The organism is Prodigiosinella confusarubida (assembly GCF_002847015.1).
GTDB classification, from domain to species: Bacteria; Pseudomonadota; Gammaproteobacteria; order Enterobacterales; family Enterobacteriaceae; genus Prodigiosinella; species Prodigiosinella aquatilis.
The window spans coordinates 4,016,836-4,039,938 of record NZ_CP025085.1 but is presented as its reverse complement, the minus strand read 5'-3'; the positions used below and the strand labels follow the sequence as shown (position 1 = coordinate 4,039,938).

The following is a 23,103-nucleotide window of genomic DNA, read 5'->3' as shown; positions in this document are numbered from 1 at the left end:
CCACCCCTATAGATTTTTGGATAACATTTTGCGGTGAGTGTGTATCGACATGACGATGCCGAATCCCGCCATTAATACGATAAGTGCTGATCCGCCATAACTGACCAGCGGCAGTGGTACACCGACTACTGGCAAAATACCACTGACCATGCCGATATTAACGAAAACGTAGACGAAGAAGATCAGCATTAATGCACCGACCATAACCCGACCGAAGGAGGTCTGTGCATTGGCTGCGATGACCAGACCACGCATAATCACGAACAGATAGAGTGCCAGTAGAACCAGTACGCCGATCAACCCTAGCTCTTCCGCCAACACGGCAAAGATGAAGTCAGTATGCCGTTCCGGCAGGAACTCAAGTTGTGACTGTGTGCCATGCAGCCAGCCTTTTCCCCATAATCCCCCTGAACCAATGGCAATCTTGGACTGAATAATATGATAGCCAGCGCCAAGAGGATCAGCTTCCGGATTCAGTAACATCATAACCCTATCGCGTTGGTAATCATGCATCAGGAAGAACCAAAGCACGGGAATAAAGGCTGCAACAAGTAGTGCTGCAACGGCAATTAGCCGCCAGCTCATTCCAGCCAGAAACAGGACAAAAAGCCCTGAGGCACAAATCAGGATTGATGTTCCCAGGTCAGGCTGTGCCGCAACCAGCAGCGTTGGTACAAAAATCAGTACCAGAGCAACAGCCGTATTTTTCAGTGAAGGAGGGCACATATCGCGGTTAATATACCTCGCTACCATCAGTGGTACTGCGATTTTGGCAATTTCCGAAGGCTGAAAGCGCACTACACCAAGATCCAGCCAGCGTTGGGCCCCTTTACTGATTTGTCCGAAGATATCGACCATTACCAATAAAATGAAACAGATAATGTATAAATAGGGTGCCCAGCTTTCATAAACCCTGGGGGGAATTTGAGCCATGATGATCATCATCACGAGCCCCAGCACGACCTGAGCGATCTTGCGCTCCATCATGCCAACATCCTGCCCGCTGGCACTCCACATGACTATCAGGCTATAACCCAACAATCCCATAATGCCAAGGAGAAAAGGAAGGTCGATATGAAGCTTGGTCCAGAACGAGCCTTGTTGTTGACTTTCGGTCATGGGTATCTCTTACTCGGTTTCACTGCCGGGTGGCGAGGGGGGCGCATCCGGTAGTATTGTATTGTTATCACCTAACATAATATGGTCGAGAATCTGGCGCGTGATAGTCCCTACAGATGCGCCTGCACCGCCGTTTTCCAGAACGACGGATACCGCGATTCTGGGATTATTATAAGGTGCAAAAGCGACCATCAGCTTATGATCGCGTAATCGCTCTGAAATTTTATGTGCGTTATAGGTTTCGTTCGCTTTCAGTCCGAATACCTGTGCAGTCCCTGATTTAGCCGCGATCTTATAAGAAGAGTTGGCAAAATTTTTATATGCCGTCCCGTTGGGACGGTTTGCTACGCCATACATGCCATCTTTGGCGATTTCCCAGTAACCGGAGTGGATATCGCCAATTTGCTGATGGGTGGTTTGACGGTAAGGGACTAATACGCCATTTTCCCTGATACTGCCCAACAGATGCGGGGTTTTCACCTGCCCATCATTAATCAGGGTCATCAGTGCTTTCATCATCTGGATCGGCGTCGCTGTCCAGTAACCCTGACCAATCCCCACCGGTATGGTATCACCCTGATACCAGGGTTTTTTATATCGTTTCAATTTCCAGGCGCGTGTCGGCATGGTGCCTGCACGTTCCTCGGATATATCAATACCGGTATATTGGCCGTAACCAAACTTGGTCATCCATTCGGACAGGCGATCAATCCCCATATCATAAGCGACTTGATAAAAGAAGGTATCAGCGGATTCCTCCAGTGCCTTGGTCAGATTCAGTCGGCCATGACCCCATCGTTTCCAGTCTCGGAAACGTTTCTCGGATCCTGGCAATTGCCACCAACCAGGGTCAAACAAGGAAGTGTAGGGCGTAATAACACCGGCACTCAGAGCTGAAACCGCAATATAGGGTTTTACGGTGGAGGCTGGAGGATACACGCCTTGAGTGGCCCGGTTAATCAAGGGCCGGTCGGGGTTATCGAGTAAGGCGCGGTAATTTTTACTGGAAATGCCATCCACAAATGGATTCGGGTCATAACTGGGCGTGGATACCATCGCCAATATGCTACCGTCCCGCGGATCGGTAACAATTACTGCTGCTCGGCTTCCCACCAGTAGTTTTTCGATATAAGTCTGCAGATTCAGGTCAATCGTCAGGTAGATGTCTTTTCCCGCTTGCGGTGGTTGTTCATGCAGTTGCCTGATGACCCGTCCCCGATTGTTAACTTCTACTTCTTCGTAGCCGGGTTTTCCGTGCAGCTGCGTTTCATAATAATGTTCAATGCCCAGCTTACCAATGTCGTGGGTCGCGGCATAGTCGGCCAGTTTGCCTTCTTTATCCAGTCGTTCAAGGTCTTTATCGTTAATTTTTGAAACATAACCGAGAACGTGAGTCAGTGCGGAACCATAAGGGTAGTAGCGGTGTTGATATCCTTTCACCTCAACACCGGGAAAACGATATTGATTCACCGAGAAACGTGCCACCTGAATTTCATTCAGGTCGGTTTTTAAAGGTATGGAGGCAAAACGGCGTGAGTGTTTACGCTCTTTTTTGAAGTTATCGATATCTTCATCTGTCAGATTAACGATAGGCTTCAATGCGTTCAGTGTGGCATCGAGATTGGTGACTTTTTCTGGGACCAGCTCTAGCTGATAGATTGTGCGATTGAGTGCCAGAGGGATGCCATTGCGATCATATATGATGCCGCGACTGGGTGCGATAGGGACCAGTTTGATGCGGTTTTCATTGGAACGGGTACGATAATCGTCAAAACGTGAAATTTGCAGATGATAAAGATTGGCGATGAGAATACCGGTAAGTAGCACGATGCCTAAAAACGCCACAAATGCGCGACGAACAAACAGAGCTGCTTCAGCGGTATAATCACGGAAAGGGTTATGTTCTATTTTCATCCGGCGATTTTACTTAACGTAGTTCATCATATCGCCTTACTCCCGGTGGTAAGGGTGATTTGTAGTAATGCTCCAGGCGCGGTACAGGCTTTCAGCAACCAGTACCCGCACCAGCGGATGGGGTAACGTTAACGGTGACAATGACCAGCTTTGTTCCGCCGCCTCCTTGCATTCAGGAGATAATCCTTCAGGCCCACCGATTAACAGACTGACATCCCGGCCATCCTGTTTCCAGCGCTCTAACTGTTGCGCCAGATAAGGCGTATCCCATGGTGCCCCTGGGATATCAAGCGTCACAATACGGTTACCTTTACCCACAGCAGCAAGCATTTGCTCGCCTTCTCGTTCCAGAATACGTTTGATATCTGCATTTTTACCCCGTTTCCCGGCTGGAATTTCTATCAGTTCGAGTGGCATATCTTTAGGGAAACGGCGCAGGTAATCAGTAAATCCGGCTTGCACCCAGTCTGGCATTTTAGTACCGACGGCGACCAGTTGCAGTTTCATACTAACCCCAGAGTTTTTCCAGTTCGTACAGGTGGCGACTCTCTTCCTGCATGACATGCACCATCACGTCGCCCAGGTCAACCACCACCCAGTCAGCAACGTTCTCGCCTTCAACACCCAGCGGGATCAAGCCGGCAGAGCGGGACTGCTGTACTACATAGTCAGCAATGGACATAACGTGGCGACTGGACGTACCAGTACAAATGATCATGCAATCAGTAATACTGGATTTGCCCTGAACATCCAGCGCAATAATATCCTGACCTTTCAGGTCATCAATTTTATTGATAACGAAGTCTTGGAGTGCTTGGTTTTGCAAAGGTTCCCCCTGGGTTACTGTTAATCAACTGAAGCCTGACTGGGATTGCGTGGCATCAGTTTGAATACCCGCGTAACCACCACAGGACCTGTGGTTGAAACCAGCGGCGGAGTATATCACGCACTTAGGGTGAGTGATATAAAGCCGTCACTATCGGTATAAGTGGTATGTGTCAATATAATTCAGTACGGTGGGGGGGAGCAGGTCGTGGCAATCGAGTCCTTGCTGACGCCGTTGACGTATCTCGGTGGCAGAGATAGGTTGCAATGGTGTATCAGCCAGATATATCAATCCATTGGGAATTTGGTGTAGGTGCTGTGGATCGTAGGTATGGTGGGCTTCCAACCAGCGCTGCATTTCCGGTGTAGAGAGTTGCTGTTTGTAACCGGGGCGAGCGCAAACCAGCAGGTGACACTGTCCAAGAATATCTTGCCACCGGTGCCAGTGATGTAGTGTAAACAGTGAATCCTGGCCGATGATAAACGCCAGTGGGGCGTCTGGCCCTTTTTCCTGCCGCAGTTCTTCGAGGGTATCGATGGTATAAGAAGGCGTCTCGCGTTGTAATTCCCGATCATCTACGTTAAACAGCGGATTATCTTTTATCGCCAGTTCGACCATCTGTTTGCGCTGGAGTGCGCTGGCTTCGGGTTGTTCACGATGTGGTGGAACATTATTTGGCAGTAGCGTAATGCGTTGTAATCCTACCTGGGTAGCAAGCGCAGTTACCGGGCGTAGATGACCATAATGGATGGGATCAAATGTGCCACCGAAATAAGCTGTTAACGGTGGTCTAGGTGTAAATCTCGACAAACTAGTAAACCTCAAGCAGGCTTGTGGGTAACGCTTTGCCGCACAGGATCATTGCTAATGTTTCCAGTTCGGACCAGACAGATTGCCCGTAATTCTGTTTCAGTGTAATTTCCAACTTAGCCAGTAAACCTATTGCCTGTTGTAGCTGAAGTAAAGATAAACGCTGTAGTGCTTGTGTAAGCAATGCCCGACGGTTTTGCCAAACCTTATGTTGATCGAGTAGTGCGCGTAATGGTGTGGCACTCATTTGGCGTTTTAGTGTCAACAACAACAACAATTCCCGCTGCACGGTACGTAATAAAATAACCGGTTCACACTCTTCCTGACGCAATTGCTGCAAAATATGCCAGGCGCGTTTGCTTTTCCCGCCAAGTAGTGCATCGAGCCAATGGTATGGTGTGAAATGTGCGGCATCATCTACAGTGTGTTCCACCCGTGGCAGTGTCAGTTTACCATCAGGATAAAGCAGGGAAAGACGCTCTAATGCCTGTACCAGTGCCAATAGATTCCCTTCATAGTAGTAGCAGATTAATTGACTGGCGGGGTCATCCAGCTCCAGCTTCATGGTTTTGGCGCGCTGCGCAACCCAACGTGGCAATTGCTCTTGCTCTGGTGTTATACACGGGATGTAAACATTGTTTTGCGATAATGTTTTAAACCAGACGCTGTTTTCCTGAGATTTTGTCAACCGGTTTCCCCTGAGCATCAGCAATATGTCAGGGTGCAAGAATTCAGACAGCTTCACCAGCTGTTCATTCATTGATGCGCTGGGACCATTTTCCGGTAAGACCAATAACAATGTCTGCCGGGAAGCAAATAGACTGAGGGACTGGCAGGTAGAAAAAATGGCATCCCAATCGGTATTGTTATCCAGTGTAAAACTGAAATGTTCATGAAACGCCTGCTGTTGGGCAACAGCACGAATGTTGTCCAGGCTTTCTTGCAATAAAAGCGGCTCATTGCCAAAAGTCAGATAACAACCGCGCAACCCTTCGCGGAGTTGGGCGGCAAGTTGTTCAGGATAGATACGGATCATGAATGAGCTGGTGTAGATGGTGTGATGACCTTATCCTTCTGCTTGTTTTTCATTTCCTGTTTTCCTTTGATGGTCAAAAGCTCACGGACCAACTTCTGTGCAGCTCGGTCACGCATTTCCTGAAGGATAATGTCTTGTTCCGCATCTTTTGCCAACGCGGCAAGCGAGTTATCAAAGAAAGTACTAAACACTCTGACATTGAGCGGATAGATATCATCCCCGGGTATCAGAACCTGCGCTTTTAATTCCATAACCCATTGGTATTCGGCGGCTTTACCATCCTGGAAAACAGAAACAGCATTACGTGTCGAAGATTCTCCAATAATACGTAGAGAGGGTACGTCCCGACGGCTCGCATTCTCAACAATATTAATATTATTGAGACGCAGTTGTTCCCGAATGGCGCGAGATACCGGGCCATAGGGGTCGCCTGTATCCAGGATCAGGTCATGTAACTGTGACGGTACTTGGGTCGTACCGCGAAGATGGAATCCGCAACCGGCGGTAACCAAGACCACTAGCCCCAGCAACAACGTTAATAGTGGGTGTCGCACTGTACCTCCCTTAACCCACAACCAGGTTAAGCAGTTTGCCCGGGACATAAATCACCTTACGAACAGTGACGCCGTCCAGATATTTCGCCACCAGTGGTTCCTGTGCGGCGCGATCGCGTACCTGTTGTTCAGTAGCCTCTGCCGCTACGGTGATTCTGCCACGTACTTTCCCATTGACCTGAACCACAACCAGTTTGGAGTCTTCCACCATAGCCTGTTCATCAGCAATCGGCCATGGGGCCTTATCAATATCACCTTCACCATGCAACGCCTGCCACAGCGTAAAGCAGATGTGTGGTGTGAATGGGTAAAGCATACGAACTACTGCCTGTAACACTTCCTGCGTCAAGGCACGGTCCTGAATGCTTTCCTGCGGTGCGCGGGCCAGTTTATTCATCAGCTCCATAATAGCAGCGATAGCGGTGTTAAAGGTTTGCCGACGGCCAATGTCATCGGTGACTTTGGCGATGGTTTTATGCAGGTCTCGACGCAAGGATTTCTGATCTTCGGTAATCGAAGCAATATCCAAAGGTAGTGTGGCCCCTTTCCCTGTGTGATCGAAGACTTGTTTCCAGACACGTTTCAGGAAACGATTAGCGCCTTCTACACCAGATTCTTGCCACTCCAGCGTCATTTCTGCCGGGGAGGCAAACATCATAAACAGGCGTACGGTGTCGGCACCGTATTTCTCTACCATGGTCTGAGGGTCAATGCCGTTATTTTTCGATTTCGACATTTTACTCATACCGGCATACACCAGCTCACGACCTTCGGTATCAAATGCCTTAACAATGCGTCCTTTCTCGTCACGCTCTATGGTAACGTCGGCAGGTGATATCCAGATACGTTCACCATTCGTGCCAATGTAATAGAAGGCATCAGCCAGTACCATACCCTGACATAGCAGCCGTTTGGCCGGTTCATCAGAGTTCACCATACCAGCATCACGCATCAGTTTATGGAAGAAGCGGAAATACATCAGGTGCATGATGGCATGTTCAATACCGCCGACATACTGATCGACCGGCAACCAGTAATTGGCCGCCGCCGGATCAAGCATACCCTGATCATATTGCGGACAGGTATAACGTGCGTAGTACCAGGATGACTCCATGAACGTATCGAAAGTATCGGTTTCACGCAGTGCTGGCTGACCATTAACTGTGGTTTTTGCCCAATTGGGGTCGGCTTTAATTGGACTGGTAATCCCGTCCATCACCACATCTTCCGGCAGTATTATCGGTAACTGATCCGCTGGGGCTGGAATGACAGTTCCATCTTCCAGTGTGATCATCGGGATGGGTGCGCCCCAGTAACGCTGGCGAGATACACCCCAATCACGCAGACGATAATTCACTTTTCGTTGGCCAACACCCAACTCGACCAGTTTGTCGGCAATGGCGTTAAAAGCAGCGTCGAACTCCAGACCATCAAACTCGCCAGAATTGACCAGGCGACCCTTTTCAGTCATTGCCTGGGCAGAAAGGTCCGGAGTACTTCCATCAGACACCAGAATCACAGGCTTAATCGACAGGTGGTATTTAGTGGCGAATTCCCAGTCACGCTGGTCATGTCCTGGAACGGCCATCACTGCGCCAGTACCGTATTCCATTAGTACAAAGTTAGCCACCCACACCGGGACTTTTTCCCCGGATAATGGATGAATAGCGAATAGACCGGTAGCGACACCTTTTTTCTCCATCGTCGCCATGTCAGCTTCGGCAACTTTGGTATTACGGCATTCGGCAATGAAATCCTGTAGTGCCGGGTTATGTTCTGCAGCCTGTGAGGCTAACGGATGACCCGCAGCCACAGCCACATAAGTGACACCCATAAAGGTATCCGGGCGAGTGGTATAAACGGTCAGTTTTTGGTCGCTGTCAGCCACATCAAAGGTGATCTCCACACCTTCAGAACGGCCAATCCAGTTACGCTGCATGGTTTTGACCTGTTCCGGCCAGCTTTCCAGCGTATCCAGATCGTTCAACAGCTGATCCGCGTAGGCAGTGATTTTTATGAACCACTGTGGAATCTCTTTACGCTCGACCTTGGTGTCACAGCGCCAGCAGCAACCATCAATAACCTGCTCGTTGGCCAGTACCGTCTGGTCGTTCGGGCACCAGTTTACTGCGGAGGTTTTCTTATAAACCAGGCCTTTTTCGTACAGTTTGGTGAAAAACCATTGTTCCCAACGATAGTAATCAGGTTGGCAGGTAGCGAGTTCACGGTTCCAATCATAGCCAAAACCCAGCAGTTTCAGCTGGTTCTTCATATATTCAATATTGGCGTAGGTCCAGGGGGCGGGGGCGGTGTTGTTTTTTACCGCTGCGCCTTCCGCGGGCAAACCGAATGCATCCCAGCCAATAGGCTGTAGAACATTTTTCCCCAACATGCGTTGATAACGGGAGATGACATCGCCAATGGTGTAATTACGAACGTGTCCCATATGTAGACGGCCAGAAGGATAAGGTAGCATGGAAAGACAGTAATATTTTTCCTTGCCGGGTTCTTCGGTCACTTTAAACGTCTGCTTCTCTTGCCAGTGAAGCTGGACGTGCGCTTCTATTTCTTCTGGGCGGTATTGCTCTTGCATGGCTGCCAGGGGTCCTATGGTGATAATAGCTACGCCAGTAGCATGTTTGTTTCAATCAAAAGATCCGCATAGCATAGCTGATAAGCGAGTGGAGCAACAACACCCTGAGTCAGTCAGGCGCAGATTTATGCATTGATGGGTATGAACGCTGTAAATTTGTTCATATTTGGGTACGGCTCCCGGTTGTGGAGAGGAAATGATCTAAAATGAAAAGATAGCTTATTGATTCATCAGTGAAGGTTACCCCCTGGTGGTGGATATTCACTCTCGGCAAACGTTTTATTCACCAGAATCGCTAAGGAGTTGCTATGAACAAAGTCGCCCACTATTACCGTGAACTGATGTCTTCAGTGTCCGAACACTTGAAGAATGGTGAGCGGGATTTGGATAGCCTGGTGTCTAATGCCAGGAAGATGTTACAGGAAAGCAATGAGCTGACGCAGAAAGAAATTGAACTGGTGATGCAGGCGATACGGCGCGATCTGGAAGAGTTTGCCCGTAGCTATGAAGAAAATCAGGAGGCGGTTACTGATAGTGTATTTATGCGGGTGATTAAAGAAAGCCTATGGCAGGAACTGGCGGATATCACAGATAAAACCCAGCTTGAATGGCGGGAAATTTTCAAAGATGTCAACCACCATGGTATCTATAATAGTGGTGAAGTCGTCGGGTTAGGCAATCTGGTTTGTGAGAAGTGTCATCATCATATTGCGTTTTATACCCCGGAAGTGTTGCCACTTTGTCCTAAGTGTTCTCACAATCAGTTTCATCGGCAGCCTTTCCAACCATGAGTTTCTGGTCATGGAGAAGCAGCGAGGGTGTCGATGACACTCTCGCTGGAAGGCTTAATGCAGTATTTTCGCCAGAAAATCTTTGGCTCGCTCGGATTGAGGATTACTAAAGAAATCATCCTTACGCGTATCCTCAATGATTTTGCCCTCATCCATGAAAATGACTCGGTGTGCCACTTTACGGGCAAAGCCCATTTCGTGAGTGACGACCATCATGGTCATCCCTTCCTGCGCCAGTTCAACCATGACATCCAGCACTTCATTGATCATTTCAGGATCCAGCGCTGAGGTTGGTTCATCAAACAACATGGCTATCGGGTCCATGCACAGGGCTCGGGCAATGGCCACACGCTGCTGCTGACCACCGGATAACTGGCCTGGATATTTATTGGCATGTGCGGATAACCCAACACGATCCAGTAATTTCAGTGCCTTGTCGCGTGCTGGCTCACTCTGGCGTTTGAGCACTTTAATCTGCGCCAGTGTGAGGTTATCGATAATGGAAAGATGAGGAAACAGTTCAAAATGCTGAAATACCATCCCCACTTTGGAACGTAACTGAGCCAGATTGGTCCGTTTGTCATTAACAATAATACCGTTAACTTCAATCTGCCCTCGTTGGATCGGTTCCAGGCCATTAACGGCTTTGATTAGTGTCGATTTTCCAGAGCCAGACGGCCCGCAAACGACGACTACCTCACCTTTTTTTACTTCTGTGGAACAGTCGGTAAGAACCTGAAAGTGACCATACCATTTAGAAATATTTTTCAGGAAAATCATCAAACCGTCCTTTTCTTCAGGTAATTGACCAGCATCGATGCAGAAATGCTGATAATAAAATAAACAAATCCGGCAAACAAAATCATCTCAACCTGAGTTCCGTCACGCTCACCGATAGTGGACGCGGTGCGAAAGAAATCAGCCAGGCTGAGTACATATACCAGCGAGGTATCCTGGAACAGGACTATACCTTGTGTCAGCAATAATGGAACCATGGCGCGAAACGCTTGTGGCAGAATGACCAGCTTCATGGATTGCCAATGTGTCATTCCCAGAGCCAAGGCTGCCGAGGATTGACCGCGGGATATACTCTGAATACCCGCACGGATAATTTCCGAATAATAGGCTGCCTCGAATAATGAGAAGGCCACTATAGCGGATACCAACCGAATATCGGTTTTCGGTGAAAGGTCAAATACATTTTGTAATAAATTAGGCACGATCAGGTAGAACCATAACAGCACCATCACTAACGGTACTGAACGAAACAGGTTTACATAAAGTTTGGCAAACCAGCGTACGGGTTTGAGTGGTGATAGACGCATCACTGCCAGGACAGTTCCCCAAATAATGCCGAAAACTATGGCTGTAATGGTAATTCTGAACGTAATTCCCAGTCCTTGTAACAAGTAGGGGAGACCCGGTACGATTGAGCTCCAGTCAAAATCATACATACTTATTTGCTCCCCATATTACCCGGCAAACGGGTTTTTCTTTCAACCACTTGCATGATAAGCATGATAATGGTGTTGATGCCGATGTAAGCTAGTGTAATCGCGGTGAAAGACTCATAGGCGTGGGCAGAATAATCGAGCAATCTCCCGGCTTGCGAGGCTAATTCGGCCAGACCGATAGTAGACGCGATGGCTGAGTTTTTGACCAGGTTGAGCATTTCAGATGTCAGCGGCGGCACAATGATTCGATAGGCGTTCGGCAGTAACACATAACGGTAGGTTTGTATTAGCGTCAGTCCGATCGCCAGTCCTGCTGCTTTTTGTCCACTCGGCAAAGACTGAATGCCCGCACGTACCTGTTCACAAACACGAGCCGCAGTAAACATGCCGAGGCAAAGCATGGAAGATACAAAAAACTGGATGTTGGGATCTAACTCAGCTTTAAACCAGGTACCAATACTGGAAGGCAACAACTCTGGCACAACCAGGTACCAACTGAAAAATTGTACAATTAGTGGGACATTACGGAAAAGTTCAACATAACAGGTACCGATACTGGCAATAAACCGATTAGGTACGGTACGTAGAATACCGAAGAGCGAACCCAGTATAAATGCGATGACCCAGGCACATAAGGAGAGGGCCACCGTGACCTCAAGGCCAGAAATAATCCACCCGAGATAAGTCGTATTCCCGAACGGGGCGGCTTGCAGGAAAATACCCCAGTTCCAATCTATTGACATAACAAACTCCGGTAAAAAAAGGGTAGCGAAGCTACCCTGAAGATTGATGAGTGGCGATGAACACAGGGTGGGGAACGACCACCCTATGCCTGTCTGTCTTGCCACGAATCAGCAATCATAAAGCAGAAAAAACTGCCCTTATTTTCATTATTAATTCGTTTACAACGCTTTGTCGTTCGGTGCCTTGAATAATGCTTTCATTTGATCTGACAGCGTGAAGTTCATGTTCAGACCTTTAGGTGGAATTGGCTGTTTGAACCAGCGATCAAACCATTTTTCTGCTTCACCAGAGGTTTGAATTTGAGCAATAGTGTCATCGACCAGTTTCTTGAACTGGGGATCATCTTTACGCAGCATACAGCCATAGGCTTCCTGTGACTGTGGCGTACCAACAATTACCCACTGGTCAGGTTTTTTTGACTTGGCGCGTTCACCGGCCAACAAGGCATCATCCATCATAAAAGCTACGGCACGTCCGCTTTCCAGTGTACGGAAAGAGTCGCCATGGTCTTTGGCACTGATGATGCGCATTTTCATATGCTTCTCGTCATTGAGCTTATTCAGCAGAATTTCAGAAGTAGTACCGGCTGTTACCACAACGGCTTTACCCGCTAAATCAGGAAAATCTTTAATACCTGAATTTCGATTGGTTAGCAGACGCGTACCTATAATGAAAATAGTATCGGAGAAATCAACTTGTTTCTGGCGTTCCAGGTTATTGGTTGTAGAACCACATTCCAAATCGAACGTCCCGTTTTGCAATAATGGAATACGGTTTTGAGAAGTAATAGGAATAAGTTTTACTTGAAGATTGGGTGCACCTATTTTCTTTTTGACTGCCTCAACAATTTTATTGGAGTACGCCTGAGAATAACCGATAACTTTCTGCTGGTTATCATAGTAAGAAAATGGCACAGATGATTCACGGTGGCCAATAACGATAACACCATTGTCTTTCACTTTCTTCAGGGTGCCAGTTAGGTCATCTGCATGAGCCAGACTACTCGCGGTACCAATCAGAAGTAGTGAGAGTGCCAGTTTACGCAGTTGCATGTTCTAACTCCTTTGCTGTGGTGCTAAGCCATTAAATGATAATTTGATCTCAAGCGATACAAAAAACGTGCACCGCTAAAGAGCGAAAAAAACACTGTACTGTTAAAAAATAGCGGATTGTGAATATATTGAAACGGAAATGTTTGTTTTTTGAGAGGCGTGCCGCACCAAAACACTGCAAAAAGGCCTTTATGCACACATTTAGTGCGTGAGATGCCCTGAATGTGTGCTAATCCAATTTAGAAATCTACAAAAAACATGAAATTAGCCATTTCGAGTAAATACAAGCAATTAATATGCCAGGAAAAGACGCTGGGCATGCTGACAGCCATGCCCAGAATGGATGGAAGGCCGTGAGTTCAGCGCCTGCGCAGGCTGTAAATGAGTGCGCTGAAGCCGAATAACAGGTTCAGGATCCACAAAGGCCATGAACCGAAGCGAGCGTAAGGGGTCATACCGGTAGCGGGTGTCACGCGGGTTTCAAGAACCGCTCGTGTAAACTGCGGCAGGGAGGCACTGATTTCACCATAAGGATTGATAACGGCAGTAATTCCGTTATTGGTGCTTCGTACCAATGGCCGGCCAAGTTCCAGTGCCCGCATCCGTGCCATCTGGAAATGCTGCCAGGGTCCGATGGAGTGACCAAACCAGGCATCGTTGGAGACAGTCAGTAACATATCGGTGTTTTCACGGAAATTATCCCGCACTTGTTGACCAAGAATCACTTCATAACAAATGGTGGAGGTGAGTCTGTAGCCATTAACGACTAATTGCGGCTGTATGTAGTTTCCTCGGCTGAAAGATGACATTGGCAAGTCAAAAAAAGGCGCCAGTGGACGTAGCAGTTTTTCTAATGGAACAAACTCTCCAAAAGGAACCAAGTGGCTTTTGTTGTAACGATTACTGGTAGGGTAATGGTAAGGTTTCTCGTCACCGAGCACGATAATGCTGTTGTAGTACTTGGTACTATTTCCTACCCGGCGAGCATCGACGATGCCGGTAATCAGGCTGCTATGGCGTTCACGTAGCACATTGTCAAGCAGTGTCAGATACTTGTTTTGGCGGACTTCAACGTCGGGAATGGCTGACTCTGGCCAGACGATAATGGGGGCTTTGCCCATATAGGGCAAACTATTATCCAGATAGATTTTCAGTGTGTTCAGCAATTCATCAGGGTTCCACTTTATTTCTTGTGGAATATCACCTTGAACCAAAGCCATGTTGACGCTTCGTTCTGGTTGGAGTTGAAACCATTGCAGTGAGCGTAATGGCCAGGCCAAAATAAATAGAGCAACGGCAATCAACGCAGGTTTCCAGCGACGTTGACTCAGTGCCTGTACCCACAGACCACTGATCATCATCAGCATAAACGTAATGGTATCCACACCCATAATGGGGGCAATACCTTTTAACGGACCATCGATCTGGCTGTAGCCAAACTGTAGCCAGGGGAAGCCCGTCAGTACCCAGCCGCGTAGGTATTCAGTTAGTTGCCAGATAACCGGCGCGGCTATAGCCACCCGCCACCAGGTGGTTTTCGGCCATAATCGAGTCAATACACCTGAAAACAGCATCGGGTACAGCGACAGATAGAGCACCAGCAAAACAACGAGGCCAACGTTCACCGGCCCAGGCATGCCACCGAAGTCGGCAATACTGACATATACCCAGTGAATTCCACTGCCAAATAAACCTACTCCCCAGTAAAAGCCGATCAAGGATGACTGACGCACAGTGCGATTAAGCGTGAGTCCCTGTAATCCCATAAGAGAAATAATCGCAGCTGGCCAGATGTCAAAAGGTGAAAATGCCAGTGTGCCGCAGGCACCGAATAAAATCGCCAGCAGTATACGAACCTGCTGGCGTTGTAATAAGGAGGTTACAGCCATGACCGATTTAATCTTCCAGTTGTGGTTGTGGAACGTTGTCAGGAAGTCTGACATGGACCTGAATGATACGTCGGCTGTCTGCCATGGCAACTTTGAACAGGTAACCGTCTATGTCAATGGTTTTCCCCCGAGAGGGCAAATGACCAAAGGCCTGCATCACTAGACCACCAATGGTATCTACTTCTTCATCGCTGAATTGGGTAGAGAAAACATCGTTGAAATCTTCAATGGGGGTTAGTGCCCGGACAGTATAAGTCTGGCGGTTGAGTTGGCGAATATCCCGATCTTCATCATCATCATATTCGTCTTCAATTTCACCAACGATCAACTCAAGGATATCCTCAATCGTGACCAGCCCGGATACACCACCAAATTCATCGATTACGATTGCCATATGGTAGCGAAGGGAGCGAAATTCGTTGAGCATGCGATCTACCCGCTTGCTTTCTGGCACAACAACAGCAGGTCGCAGCACTTTGTCCATGCTGAATGGTTCGGAATCGTTGCGCATAAACGGCAACAAATCCTTGGCCATCAAAATCCCTTCAATATGATCTTTGTCTTCACTGATGACAGGAAAACGTGAATGAGCGGATTCGATAATTACGTCTAAACACTCTTCCAGTGTTTGATTATGTTTCAGGGTAATCATCTGTGAACGTGGGATCATAATGTCACGCACACGTTGTTCAGCGATATCCATGACACCCTCAAGCATATCGCGGGTATCAGGATCGATCAGGTCATTTTGCTCAGAATCACGGATCAGTGTGAGCAGATCGTTACGATCTTTGGGTTCACCATGGAAGAGCTGATTAAGAATAAGGGAAAAAAATCCCTTTTTGGGACTGGGGCTATCGTTGTTTGTAGAATGGTCATCGCTCATGGAGTATTAGTAAATATCACTCTTGTTAAGAAATTATGACCAGCGGACTTTCTGAATTTTTGCGACCGCTGGTGCTCACTACAGATGTTAGGATACAGAATTTGATGCTATTCGGTAAAATCTTCTTTTTCTGCAAGATAGGGATCAGTGTATCCCATCATTTGCATAATCTCGGTTTCTAGCGCTTCCATTTCTTCAGCTTCACTGTCTTCGATATGGTCATACCCTAACAGATGCAAACTGCCATGAACAACCATATGCGCCCAATGTGCTGATAGCGTTTTGTCCTGCTCTGCTGCTTCTCGTTCCACCACCTGGCGACAGATAATCAAATCACCCAGAAGTGGCAGTTCAACTTCTGGCGGTGCTTCAAAAGGAAAAGAGAGCACATTGGTAGGTTTATCCTTGCCACGATAGGTGTAATTCAACTGGTGACTTTCTTCTTCATCCACGATGCGGATAGTGACTTCTGCAATTTCCTGAAATTGCGGCAGTACACCTTCCAGCCAGCGTTGAAAATCAGTTTCAGTGGGTAAGCCTTCCGTTTTTTCACTGGCGATTTGCAAATCAAGAATCACCTGACTCATTTGAGCTCCTGCACGGATGAGATCTGTGCCTCATGCTTCCGTTGTTCTGCCAGTGCATCTCTGCGTTTTTGATCGGCTGCTTCCCATGCCTCGTAAGCATTAACAATACGGGCAACTACCGGGTGACGCACTACATCTTCGCTATGGAAAAAGTTGAAGCTGATTTCTTCAACATCCGCCAGTACTTCAATGGCATGGCGTAGACCCGATTTTTGGTTACGCGGCAGGTCTATCTGGGTAACATCACCAGTGATCACCGCCTTGGAGTTAAACCCGATACGCGTCAGGAACATTTTCATCTGTTCAATGCTGGTATTCTGGCCTTCATCCAGAATGATGAAAGCATCATTTAGGGTGCGACCACGCATATAAGCGAGAGGAGCGACTTCAATCACATTACGTTCTATTAATTTCTCTACGCGCTCAAAGCCCAACATTTCAAACAGGGCGTCATATAAAGGACGCAAGTAAGGATCGACTTTCTGACTCAGATCACCGGGCAGAAAACCCAGCTTTTCACCGGCTTCTACTGCTGGTCGGGTCAGCAAAATGCGGCGGATATCCTGACGTTCCAGCGCATCCACGGCGGCAGCGACCGCCAGATAGGTTTTCCCTGTACCGGCAGGACCAACACCAAAAGTGATGTCATGATCGAGTACATTAGCGATGTACTGGGCCTGATTAGGCGTCCGGGGTTTAATGACACCGCGTTTGGTGCGGATGTGAACGGCTTTACCATACTCAGGGACGCTTTCAGCGCTTTGTTCCAGTACCTGGGACTCTTTAATTGCCAGATGAATATGTTCTGGGTCAAGGTCTTTTATTTCACCACGTACCGGGGCAGTATCAACATACAAGTGCAACAGGATATCAGCCGCCGCCTGAATGCAGAGTTCTTTACCTACCAACTTGAATTTGTTATCGCGACGGTTGATTTCGATGCCTAAACGACGTTCTAATTGCTTGATGTTGTCGTCAAACGGGCCACACAGACTGAGTAAGCGTTTATTGTCAGCGGGTTCGAGGGCAATTTCTTTTATCGTTACGTTCAAATTATTCCTCTTGGTATTTAGCCGGAAAACGAATGATACCCTTGGTATCAGCGATTCGTTAACCTGTGTCCGGGGTTGATACATATGCGAACATTGATTATTTATCGCTAATGCAGCCGGGTGCAAGTAACAATTGCTATATTGGGGTACAGTGCCGCAAAAGCAATATAACAGGAATAATTTATGGATACGGGCAGTTGAACTTGAACTACCCGTTCCAGACAGGAATCAAGGTTGGTAAATGCCTACGCCGTTCTCATTCTCTTTGCGGGTACGTGCTATTACGTCGGCCGGAGACTCGATAACACGCAGATCCATCTGATCTTCCGTCAGTATGACGACACCACGTAGCGAGTTTGGATAGACGTCAACAATTTCTACATCCACAAATTTACCGATCATATCCGGCGAGCCTTCAAAGTTAACCACACGGTTATTTTCGGTACGGCCCGATAACTCCATCACGTTTTTCCGTGAGGTGCCTTCAACCAGAATACGTTGCACGGTGCCTTGCATGCGTCGACTGTATTGCATGGCTTGTTGGCTGATCCGCTCCTGGAGGATGTACAGGCGCTGTTTTTTCTCTTCTTCTGACACATTATCTGCCATATCAGCGGCTGGTGTACCTGGACGTGGCGAGTAGATAAAACTGAAACTCATATCGAAGTCGACGTCAGCAATCAGCTTCATGGTTTGCTCGAAGTCTTCCTGGTTTTCGCCTGGAAAACCAACGATAAAGTCGGAGCTGATCTGAATATCCGGGCGGGCTTTGCGTAATTTACGGATGATCGATTTATATTCCAACGCGGTGTGACGGCGTTTCATCATGGTGAGTACCCGATCAGAACCGCTTTGCACCGGCAGATGCAGAAAGCTCACTAGCTCGGGTGTGTCTTCGTACACGCTGATAATATCATCGGTGAATTCAATGGGATGGCTAGTCGTAAAACGGATGCGGTCAACACCGTCAATAGCAGCGACCAGACGCAGTAATTCTGCAAAGGTGCAGATTTCATCGTCATAGGTGGCACCACGATAGGCATTCACATTTTGCCCCAACAGATGAATTTCACGCACCCCTTGTTCTGCCAGTTGCGCAATTTCAAACAGAATATCGTCGCAGGGACGGCTGACTTCTTCACCGCGGGTATAGGGTACCACGCAGAACGTACAGTATTTGTTGCAGCCTTCCATAATGGAGACAAAGGCTGTCGGGCCCTCTGCCCGTGGTTCTGGCAGACGATCAAATTTTTCGATTTCAGGGAAGCTGATGTCAACTATCGGACTGTGGGTTCCCTGAACATGGTTAATCATTTCCGGCAGACGGTGCAGGGTTTGTGGCCCGAAAATCACATCTACATAATGCGCTCGTTCGCGAATATGTTCGCCTTCCTGCGAGGCGACACATCCACCCACGCCGATAATCAGGTCTGGTTTGGTATCTTTCAGCGCTTTCCAGCGTCCAAGCTGATGGAAGACCTTCTCCTGCGCCTTTTCACGGATTGAACAGGTATTCAGCAACAGAACATCAGCCTCTTCCGCGACGTCGGTCAGTGTATAACCGTGCGTACTTGCCAGTAAGTCAGCTATCTTGGATGAATCGTATTCATTCATCTGACAGCCCCAGGTTTTGATATGCAGTTTTTTTGTCATCGTCATCAGCTTGCCATTACGCCATTACTCAGTGCAGGTAACCCGCGCTACCTGCATGCGGGCGCGTATTGTAATCTTTTGCTGCCGTTGTGACCAGTGCGTGAAAACACTCGCTTTTCTGAAACATTGACCCAAAATCCAGTAAACTGTCACCAGATATTTATTTTGTTTGTTGGCAGACACTGAAAAAGAGTAATGAGGCTGGTATGCACTATGATGCGGTCGTTGTCGGTGGCGGTATGGTGGGCGCTGCGGTAGCGCTGGGGCTTTCGCAAAGCGGTTTCCAGGTGGCGGTGCTGGAGCAGGATGTACCGACAGAATTTGATGTTGGTAGTACCCCGGATCTGCGCGTATCTGCCATTAGCTATGCTTCGGTGGCCCTGCTGAAACAGTTGGGCGCCTGGGATGGGGTCGAAAAAAGACGGTGTGCTCCCTATCGCCGATTGGAAACCTGGGAATGGGATAACGCCCGCGTGGTATTCGATGCTGCAGAACTTGGTTTGCCGGAGCTCGGTTTCATGGTGGAGAACCGGATATTGCAACTGGCACTGTGGGAATGTTTGCAGCGTAGTTCCAACATGCATCTTTTCTGTCCGATACAACTGAAATCAATGACTCAGACAGGTGAGGATTGGTTACTGATACTGGAGGATGGACAAACACTCAGCACCGCATTGGTTATTGGTGCCGATGGTGCCAATTCTCAGGTCAGACAATGGGCCAGCATTGGTGTCAGTGGCTGGCAATACCGTCAATCCTGTATGTTGATCAGTATTGAAATGTCTGGTTCACAACAGGATGTTACCTGGCAGCAGTTTACTCCAGCAGGGCCGCGTGCTTTTTTGCCTCTGTTTGACCACTGGGGGACATTGGTTTGGTATGACACGCCTTCTCGTATCCGACAGTTGCAAGCTATGCCGTTATCACAACTGAATAAAGAGATTACGGCAGCCTTTCCCGTTCGTCTTGGCAACGTTAATGCTATTGCTGCCGGTGCCTTCCCATTGGTGCGTCGCCATGCCCAGCGTTATGTGCTATCGGGGTTGGCTTTGCTGGGAGATGCGGCACATACCATAAATCCATTGGCAGGGCAGGGCGTGAATTTAGGTTACCGTGATGTTGAGGCACTATTGGATGTAGTTATTCGTGCGCGGGATAGCGGAGAAACATGGTATTCGGAAACGGTTCTGCGCCGTTATCAGCATCGGCGCAAAATCGATAATATGCTGATGCAAAGCGGTATGGATCTGTTTTATGGCGTTTTCAGCAATCAGCTTCCGCCGTTGGAACTGGCTCGTAATGTTGCCCTGATGGCAGCGCAGCGTGCTGGTAAACTGAAACAAGCAGCATTAAAGTACGCGCTTGGTTTGTAATGTTGTGCTGCCGAGCAGTTTTATAAAAAATAAACAACAAAAAGCCCGCTAAAGCGGGCTTTTTATATGGCTGGGGTACGAGGATTCGAACCTCGGATGGCGGAATCAGAATCCGCTGCCTTACCGCTTGGCGATACCCCAATAATGTGGTGGCTACGACGGGAATCGAACCTGTGACCCCAGCATTATGAGTGCTGTGCTCTAACCAGCTGAGCTACGTAGCCAAATTACTGCTTGTTATCTCCAAAGTTTGATAACTTCGGACAAAATGCTTGGCTGGGGTACGAGGATTCGAACCTCGGATGGCGGAATCAGAATCCGCTGCCTTACCGCTTGGCGATACCCCAACTGGGTGCGTACTTTGCAGGACGTCTTACTTTAATATGGCTGGGGTACCAGGATTCGAACCTGGGCGTGGCGGGATCAAAACCCGCTGCCTTACCGCTTGGCTATACCCCAAGAAATCTTGTCAGTACCGTGAAGGTAAATGGTGCGGGAGGCGAGACTTGAACTCGCACACCTTGCGGCGCCAGAACCTAAATCTGGTGCGTCTACCAATTTCGCCACTCCCGCAAAAAGATGGTGGCTACGACGGGAATCGAACCTGTGACCCCAGCATTATGAGTGCTGTGCTCTAACCAGCTGAGCTACGTAGCCATCCTTTCCGCGTCACCTTCATCGGCGTTGCGGGGCGCATTATGCGTAGTTGGTCTTTTGTCGTCAACACATTTTTTCCCGAAAAGCAGATAAGAGGCGTCGTTTGTTTGGGTTATGAACAGTCTGGTGAGAAAACCGTCAGGAGGCCTGTTTTTTAACACAATTAACAAAGGGAAACGGGCCGTAAAAGGCCCGTTTATGCTGAGAAAAAAACAGATTACTAATAAGCGGATTGGTGAACACCGACTGACCGACCCGATGGATCATCCATCTTTTTGAAGGATTCGTCCCATTCAATCGCCTTAGCGGAAGAACAGGCCACAGAAGGACCACCTGGTACACATTCAGCCGCACTGGGTACCGGGAACAGTTCTTCGAATATTTCACGGTACAAGTACCCCTCTTTTGAGGTCGGCGTGTTGTACGGGAAACGGAAATGTGCGGTTTCCAACTGCTGATCGGAAATCTGTTTGGCAGCGATTTCTTTCAGTGAATCAATCCAGCTGTAACCGACACCGTCAGAGAACTGCTCTTTTTGGCGCCAGGCTACGCTGTGTGGCAGATAGGATTCAAAACATTCACGCAAAATGTGTTTTTCCATTTTGCCATTGCCACACATTTTGTCACGAGGATTGATGCGCATGGCCACATCCAGGAATTTTTTATCCAGGAATGGGACACGAGCTTCCACACCCCAGGCAGACATCGCCTTGTTGGCACGGGCACAGTCGTATTGGTGTAATGCCAATAGCTTACGCACGGTCTCTTCATGAAACTCTTTAGCATTGGGCGCTTTATGGAAATAGAGATATCCGCCAAATACTTCATCGGAACCTTCACCGGACAGTACCATTTTGATGCCCATCGCTTTGATCTTACGAGACATCAGATACATCGGTGTAGAGGCACGGATGGTGGTGACGTCATAGGTTTCAATGTGATAAATCACATCGCGGATAGCATCCAGACCTTCTTGTACTGTGAAATGAATTTCATGGTGAACGGTACCCAAATGTTCAGCTACTTCCTGAGCGGCTTTCAGATCCGGTGCGCCTTCCAGACCGACAGCGAAAGAGTGAAGCTGTGGCCACCAGGCTTCGCTTTGCTCGTCATCTTCTACACGACGGGCGGCGAATTTTTTGGTAATGGCGGAAATAACGGAAGAGTCAAGACCGCCAGACAGCAGTACACCATAAGGTACGTCAGACATCAGGTGACTTTTGACGGACTCTTCCAGTGCTTCACGCAGCGCGTTGGCATCGGTTTCGTTATCTTTGACATTGTCATAATCGAACCAGTCGCGATGATAATACTCACGAATCTCACCATCCTGGCTCCATAAATAGCTACCTGCCGGGAATTCTTTGATAGTGCGGCAGACGGGCACCAGTGCTTTCATTTCGGAAGCGACATAGAAGTTGCCGTGTTCATCGTAACCCATATAGAGCGGAATAATGCCCAAATGGTCACGGCCAATTAGATAGGCGTCTTTTTCGCTGTCATAGAGTACAAAAGCGAACATACCACGCAGGTCATCCAGAAAATTTGGGCCTTTTTCCTGATACAGCGCCAGAATCACTTCGCAGTCGGAACCGGTCTGAAATTGGTAGCGGTCGCCGTACTGCTGACGTAGGGCCTGATGGTTGTATATTTCACCGTTAACAGCCAGAACATGGGTGTGATCAAGGTTATACAGCGGCTGAGCGCCCGTATTTACGTCAACGATAGACAGACGTTCGTGGACCAAAATCGCCTTATCACTGGCGTAAACACCGGACCAGTCCGGGCCACGATGACGCATTAAACGAGATAGCTCCAGCGCTTTCTTGCGTAGTTCAACCGGATCGGTTTTCAGATCGAGCACACCGAAAATGGAACACATAGAAGAGACTCCCTTGATTCACTCTTGGTTTGAAGTGAACAATATTCAGATTAATCGGCAGCAATCAGAGGGGGTATGTTGTCGCATTACAACTGCACCATGATGACCACCTGCCGTGTCAGTACCAATGATTTAGCATCAAAATGCTATAACAATTCAATATCGTTTAATAAAAAAAACCTTTGTGCTATCGAATATTCATTTTTAATGGGAATTTGATGCGTATTGTTC

General features: G+C 48.1%; 20 protein-coding genes and 6 tRNA genes. 2 read left to right on the top strand and 24 right to left on the bottom strand.

Features of this window, described 5'->3' with window-relative positions; translation table 11 throughout:
- Nucleotides 1-6 precede the first annotated feature (6 nt).
- The 8 genes from mrdB to leuS all read right to left on the bottom strand — a co-directional run bounded on the left by mrdB (nucleotide 7) and on the right by leuS (nucleotide 8,852).
- Complete coding sequence (mrdB, locus tag CWC46_RS18380; RefSeq protein WP_021015087.1) at nucleotides 7-1,119, bottom strand: peptidoglycan glycosyltransferase MrdB; 1,113 nt, start codon at nucleotides 1,117-1,119, stop codon at nucleotides 7-9.
- A gap of 9 nt (nucleotides 1,120-1,128) precedes the next feature.
- Nucleotides 1,129-3,033, bottom strand: a complete 1,905-nt coding sequence (mrdA, locus tag CWC46_RS18375; protein ID WP_021015088.1) for a peptidoglycan DD-transpeptidase MrdA — start codon at nucleotides 3,031-3,033, stop codon at nucleotides 1,129-1,131.
- A 36-nt stretch (nucleotides 3,034-3,069) separates the two neighbouring features.
- On the bottom strand, nucleotides 3,070-3,540 hold the full coding sequence (gene rlmH / locus CWC46_RS18370; RefSeq protein WP_021015089.1) for a 23S rRNA (pseudouridine(1915)-N(3))-methyltransferase RlmH: 471 nt from the start codon (nucleotides 3,538-3,540) through the stop codon (nucleotides 3,070-3,072).
- Nucleotide 3,541: 1 nt separating this feature from the next.
- A complete protein-coding gene (gene rsfS / locus CWC46_RS18365; RefSeq protein ID WP_021015090.1) occupies nucleotides 3,542-3,859 on the bottom strand; it encodes a ribosome silencing factor in 318 nt (105 codons plus the stop codon).
- 150 nt (nucleotides 3,860-4,009) lie between these two features.
- Entirely contained in the window at nucleotides 4,010-4,669 is a 660-nt protein-coding gene (gene nadD / locus CWC46_RS18360) for a nicotinate-nucleotide adenylyltransferase (protein ID WP_021015091.1), read from the bottom strand.
- A 1-nt stretch (nucleotide 4,670) separates the two neighbouring features.
- The gene (gene holA, locus CWC46_RS18355) at nucleotides 4,671-5,705 is read right to left on the bottom strand and encodes a DNA polymerase III subunit delta (RefSeq protein ID WP_021015092.1); all 1,035 of its coding nucleotides are present in this window, start codon (nucleotides 5,703-5,705) and stop codon (nucleotides 4,671-4,673) included.
- Complete coding sequence (gene lptE / locus CWC46_RS18350) at nucleotides 5,702-6,259, bottom strand: LPS assembly lipoprotein LptE (RefSeq protein ID WP_021015093.1); 558 nt, start codon at nucleotides 6,257-6,259, stop codon at nucleotides 5,702-5,704. The genes holA and lptE overlap by 4 nt, the downstream gene beginning before the upstream one ends.
- 10 nt (nucleotides 6,260-6,269) lie before the next feature.
- Nucleotides 6,270-8,852, bottom strand: coding sequence for a leucine--tRNA ligase (gene leuS, locus CWC46_RS18345; protein WP_021015094.1), 2,583 nt, complete (start codon nucleotides 8,850-8,852; stop codon nucleotides 6,270-6,272).
- Between the two features lie 308 nt (nucleotides 8,853-9,160).
- On the opposite strand from leuS, the gene CWC46_RS18340 reads away from it, so the two are divergent.
- Nucleotides 9,161-9,643: a zinc ribbon-containing protein gene (locus CWC46_RS18340; protein ID WP_021015095.1), complete on the top strand. Its 483-nt coding sequence runs from the start codon at nucleotides 9,161-9,163 to the stop codon at nucleotides 9,641-9,643.
- 54 nt (nucleotides 9,644-9,697) lie between these two features.
- Here CWC46_RS18340 and CWC46_RS18335 read toward each other — a convergent pair whose 3' ends face one another.
- From CWC46_RS18335 to miaB, 9 genes are all read right to left on the bottom strand, one after another.
- On the bottom strand, nucleotides 9,698-10,423 hold the full coding sequence (locus tag CWC46_RS18335) for an amino acid ABC transporter ATP-binding protein (RefSeq protein ID WP_021015096.1): 726 nt from the start codon (nucleotides 10,421-10,423) through the stop codon (nucleotides 9,698-9,700).
- Nucleotides 10,423-11,097 carry a glutamate/aspartate ABC transporter permease GltK gene (gene gltK / locus CWC46_RS18330; protein ID WP_021015097.1) on the bottom strand — a complete coding sequence of 225 codons (675 nt, stop codon included), beginning with the start codon at nucleotides 11,095-11,097 and terminating at the stop codon, nucleotides 10,423-10,425. The genes CWC46_RS18335 and gltK overlap by 1 nt, the downstream gene beginning before the upstream one ends.
- Before the next feature lie 2 nt (nucleotides 11,098-11,099).
- Nucleotides 11,100-11,840 (bottom strand): amino acid ABC transporter permease, encoded by a 741-nt coding sequence (locus CWC46_RS18325; protein ID WP_021015098.1) that lies wholly within the window; start codon nucleotides 11,838-11,840, stop codon nucleotides 11,100-11,102.
- 159 nt (nucleotides 11,841-11,999) lie between these two features.
- On the bottom strand, nucleotides 12,000-12,893 hold the full coding sequence (locus CWC46_RS18320; RefSeq protein ID WP_021015099.1) for an amino acid ABC transporter substrate-binding protein: 894 nt from the start codon (nucleotides 12,891-12,893) through the stop codon (nucleotides 12,000-12,002).
- Between the two features lie 359 nt (nucleotides 12,894-13,252).
- A complete protein-coding gene (gene lnt, locus CWC46_RS18315) occupies nucleotides 13,253-14,782 on the bottom strand; it encodes an apolipoprotein N-acyltransferase (protein ID WP_021015100.1) in 1,530 nt (509 codons plus the stop codon).
- A 7-nt stretch (nucleotides 14,783-14,789) separates the two neighbouring features.
- Nucleotides 14,790-15,668, bottom strand: coding sequence for a CNNM family magnesium/cobalt transport protein CorC (gene corC / locus CWC46_RS18310; RefSeq protein ID WP_021015101.1), 879 nt, complete (start codon nucleotides 15,666-15,668; stop codon nucleotides 14,790-14,792).
- A 107-nt stretch (nucleotides 15,669-15,775) separates the two neighbouring features.
- Nucleotides 15,776-16,255, bottom strand: coding sequence for an rRNA maturation RNase YbeY (gene ybeY, locus CWC46_RS18305; RefSeq protein WP_021015102.1), 480 nt, complete (start codon nucleotides 16,253-16,255; stop codon nucleotides 15,776-15,778).
- Complete coding sequence (locus CWC46_RS18300) at nucleotides 16,252-17,307, bottom strand: PhoH family protein (RefSeq protein ID WP_021015103.1); 1,056 nt, start codon at nucleotides 17,305-17,307, stop codon at nucleotides 16,252-16,254. The genes ybeY and CWC46_RS18300 overlap by 4 nt, the downstream gene beginning before the upstream one ends.
- Before the next feature lie 228 nt (nucleotides 17,308-17,535).
- Nucleotides 17,536-18,960 carry a tRNA (N6-isopentenyl adenosine(37)-C2)-methylthiotransferase MiaB gene (miaB, locus tag CWC46_RS18295; RefSeq protein WP_021015104.1) on the bottom strand — a complete coding sequence of 475 codons (1,425 nt, stop codon included), beginning with the start codon at nucleotides 18,958-18,960 and terminating at the stop codon, nucleotides 17,536-17,538.
- Between the two features lie 206 nt (nucleotides 18,961-19,166).
- On the opposite strand from miaB, the gene ubiF reads away from it, so the two are divergent.
- The gene (gene ubiF / locus CWC46_RS18290) at nucleotides 19,167-20,333 is read left to right on the top strand and encodes a 3-demethoxyubiquinol 3-hydroxylase (protein WP_021015105.1); all 1,167 of its coding nucleotides are present in this window, start codon (nucleotides 19,167-19,169) and stop codon (nucleotides 20,331-20,333) included.
- A 67-nt stretch (nucleotides 20,334-20,400) separates the two neighbouring features.
- Here ubiF and CWC46_RS18285 read toward each other — a convergent pair.
- From CWC46_RS18285 to asnB, 7 genes are all read right to left on the bottom strand, one after another.
- Nucleotides 20,401-20,474, bottom strand: a tRNA-Gln gene (locus tag CWC46_RS18285).
- A gap of 6 nt (nucleotides 20,475-20,480) precedes the next feature.
- A tRNA-Met gene (locus CWC46_RS18280) sits at nucleotides 20,481-20,557 on the bottom strand.
- Between the two features lie 49 nt (nucleotides 20,558-20,606).
- A tRNA-Gln gene (locus CWC46_RS18275) sits at nucleotides 20,607-20,680 on the bottom strand.
- Between the two features lie 37 nt (nucleotides 20,681-20,717).
- Nucleotides 20,718-20,792: transfer RNA gene (locus CWC46_RS18270), tRNA-Gln, on the bottom strand.
- A gap of 29 nt (nucleotides 20,793-20,821) precedes the next feature.
- A tRNA-Leu gene (locus tag CWC46_RS18265) sits at nucleotides 20,822-20,906 on the bottom strand.
- A gap of 7 nt (nucleotides 20,907-20,913) precedes the next feature.
- Nucleotides 20,914-20,990: transfer RNA gene (locus CWC46_RS18260), tRNA-Met, on the bottom strand.
- A 220-nt stretch (nucleotides 20,991-21,210) separates the two neighbouring features.
- On the bottom strand, nucleotides 21,211-22,872 hold the full coding sequence (asnB, locus tag CWC46_RS18255) for an asparagine synthase B (protein ID WP_021015106.1): 1,662 nt from the start codon (nucleotides 22,870-22,872) through the stop codon (nucleotides 21,211-21,213).
- Nucleotides 22,873-23,103 lie beyond the last annotated feature (231 nt).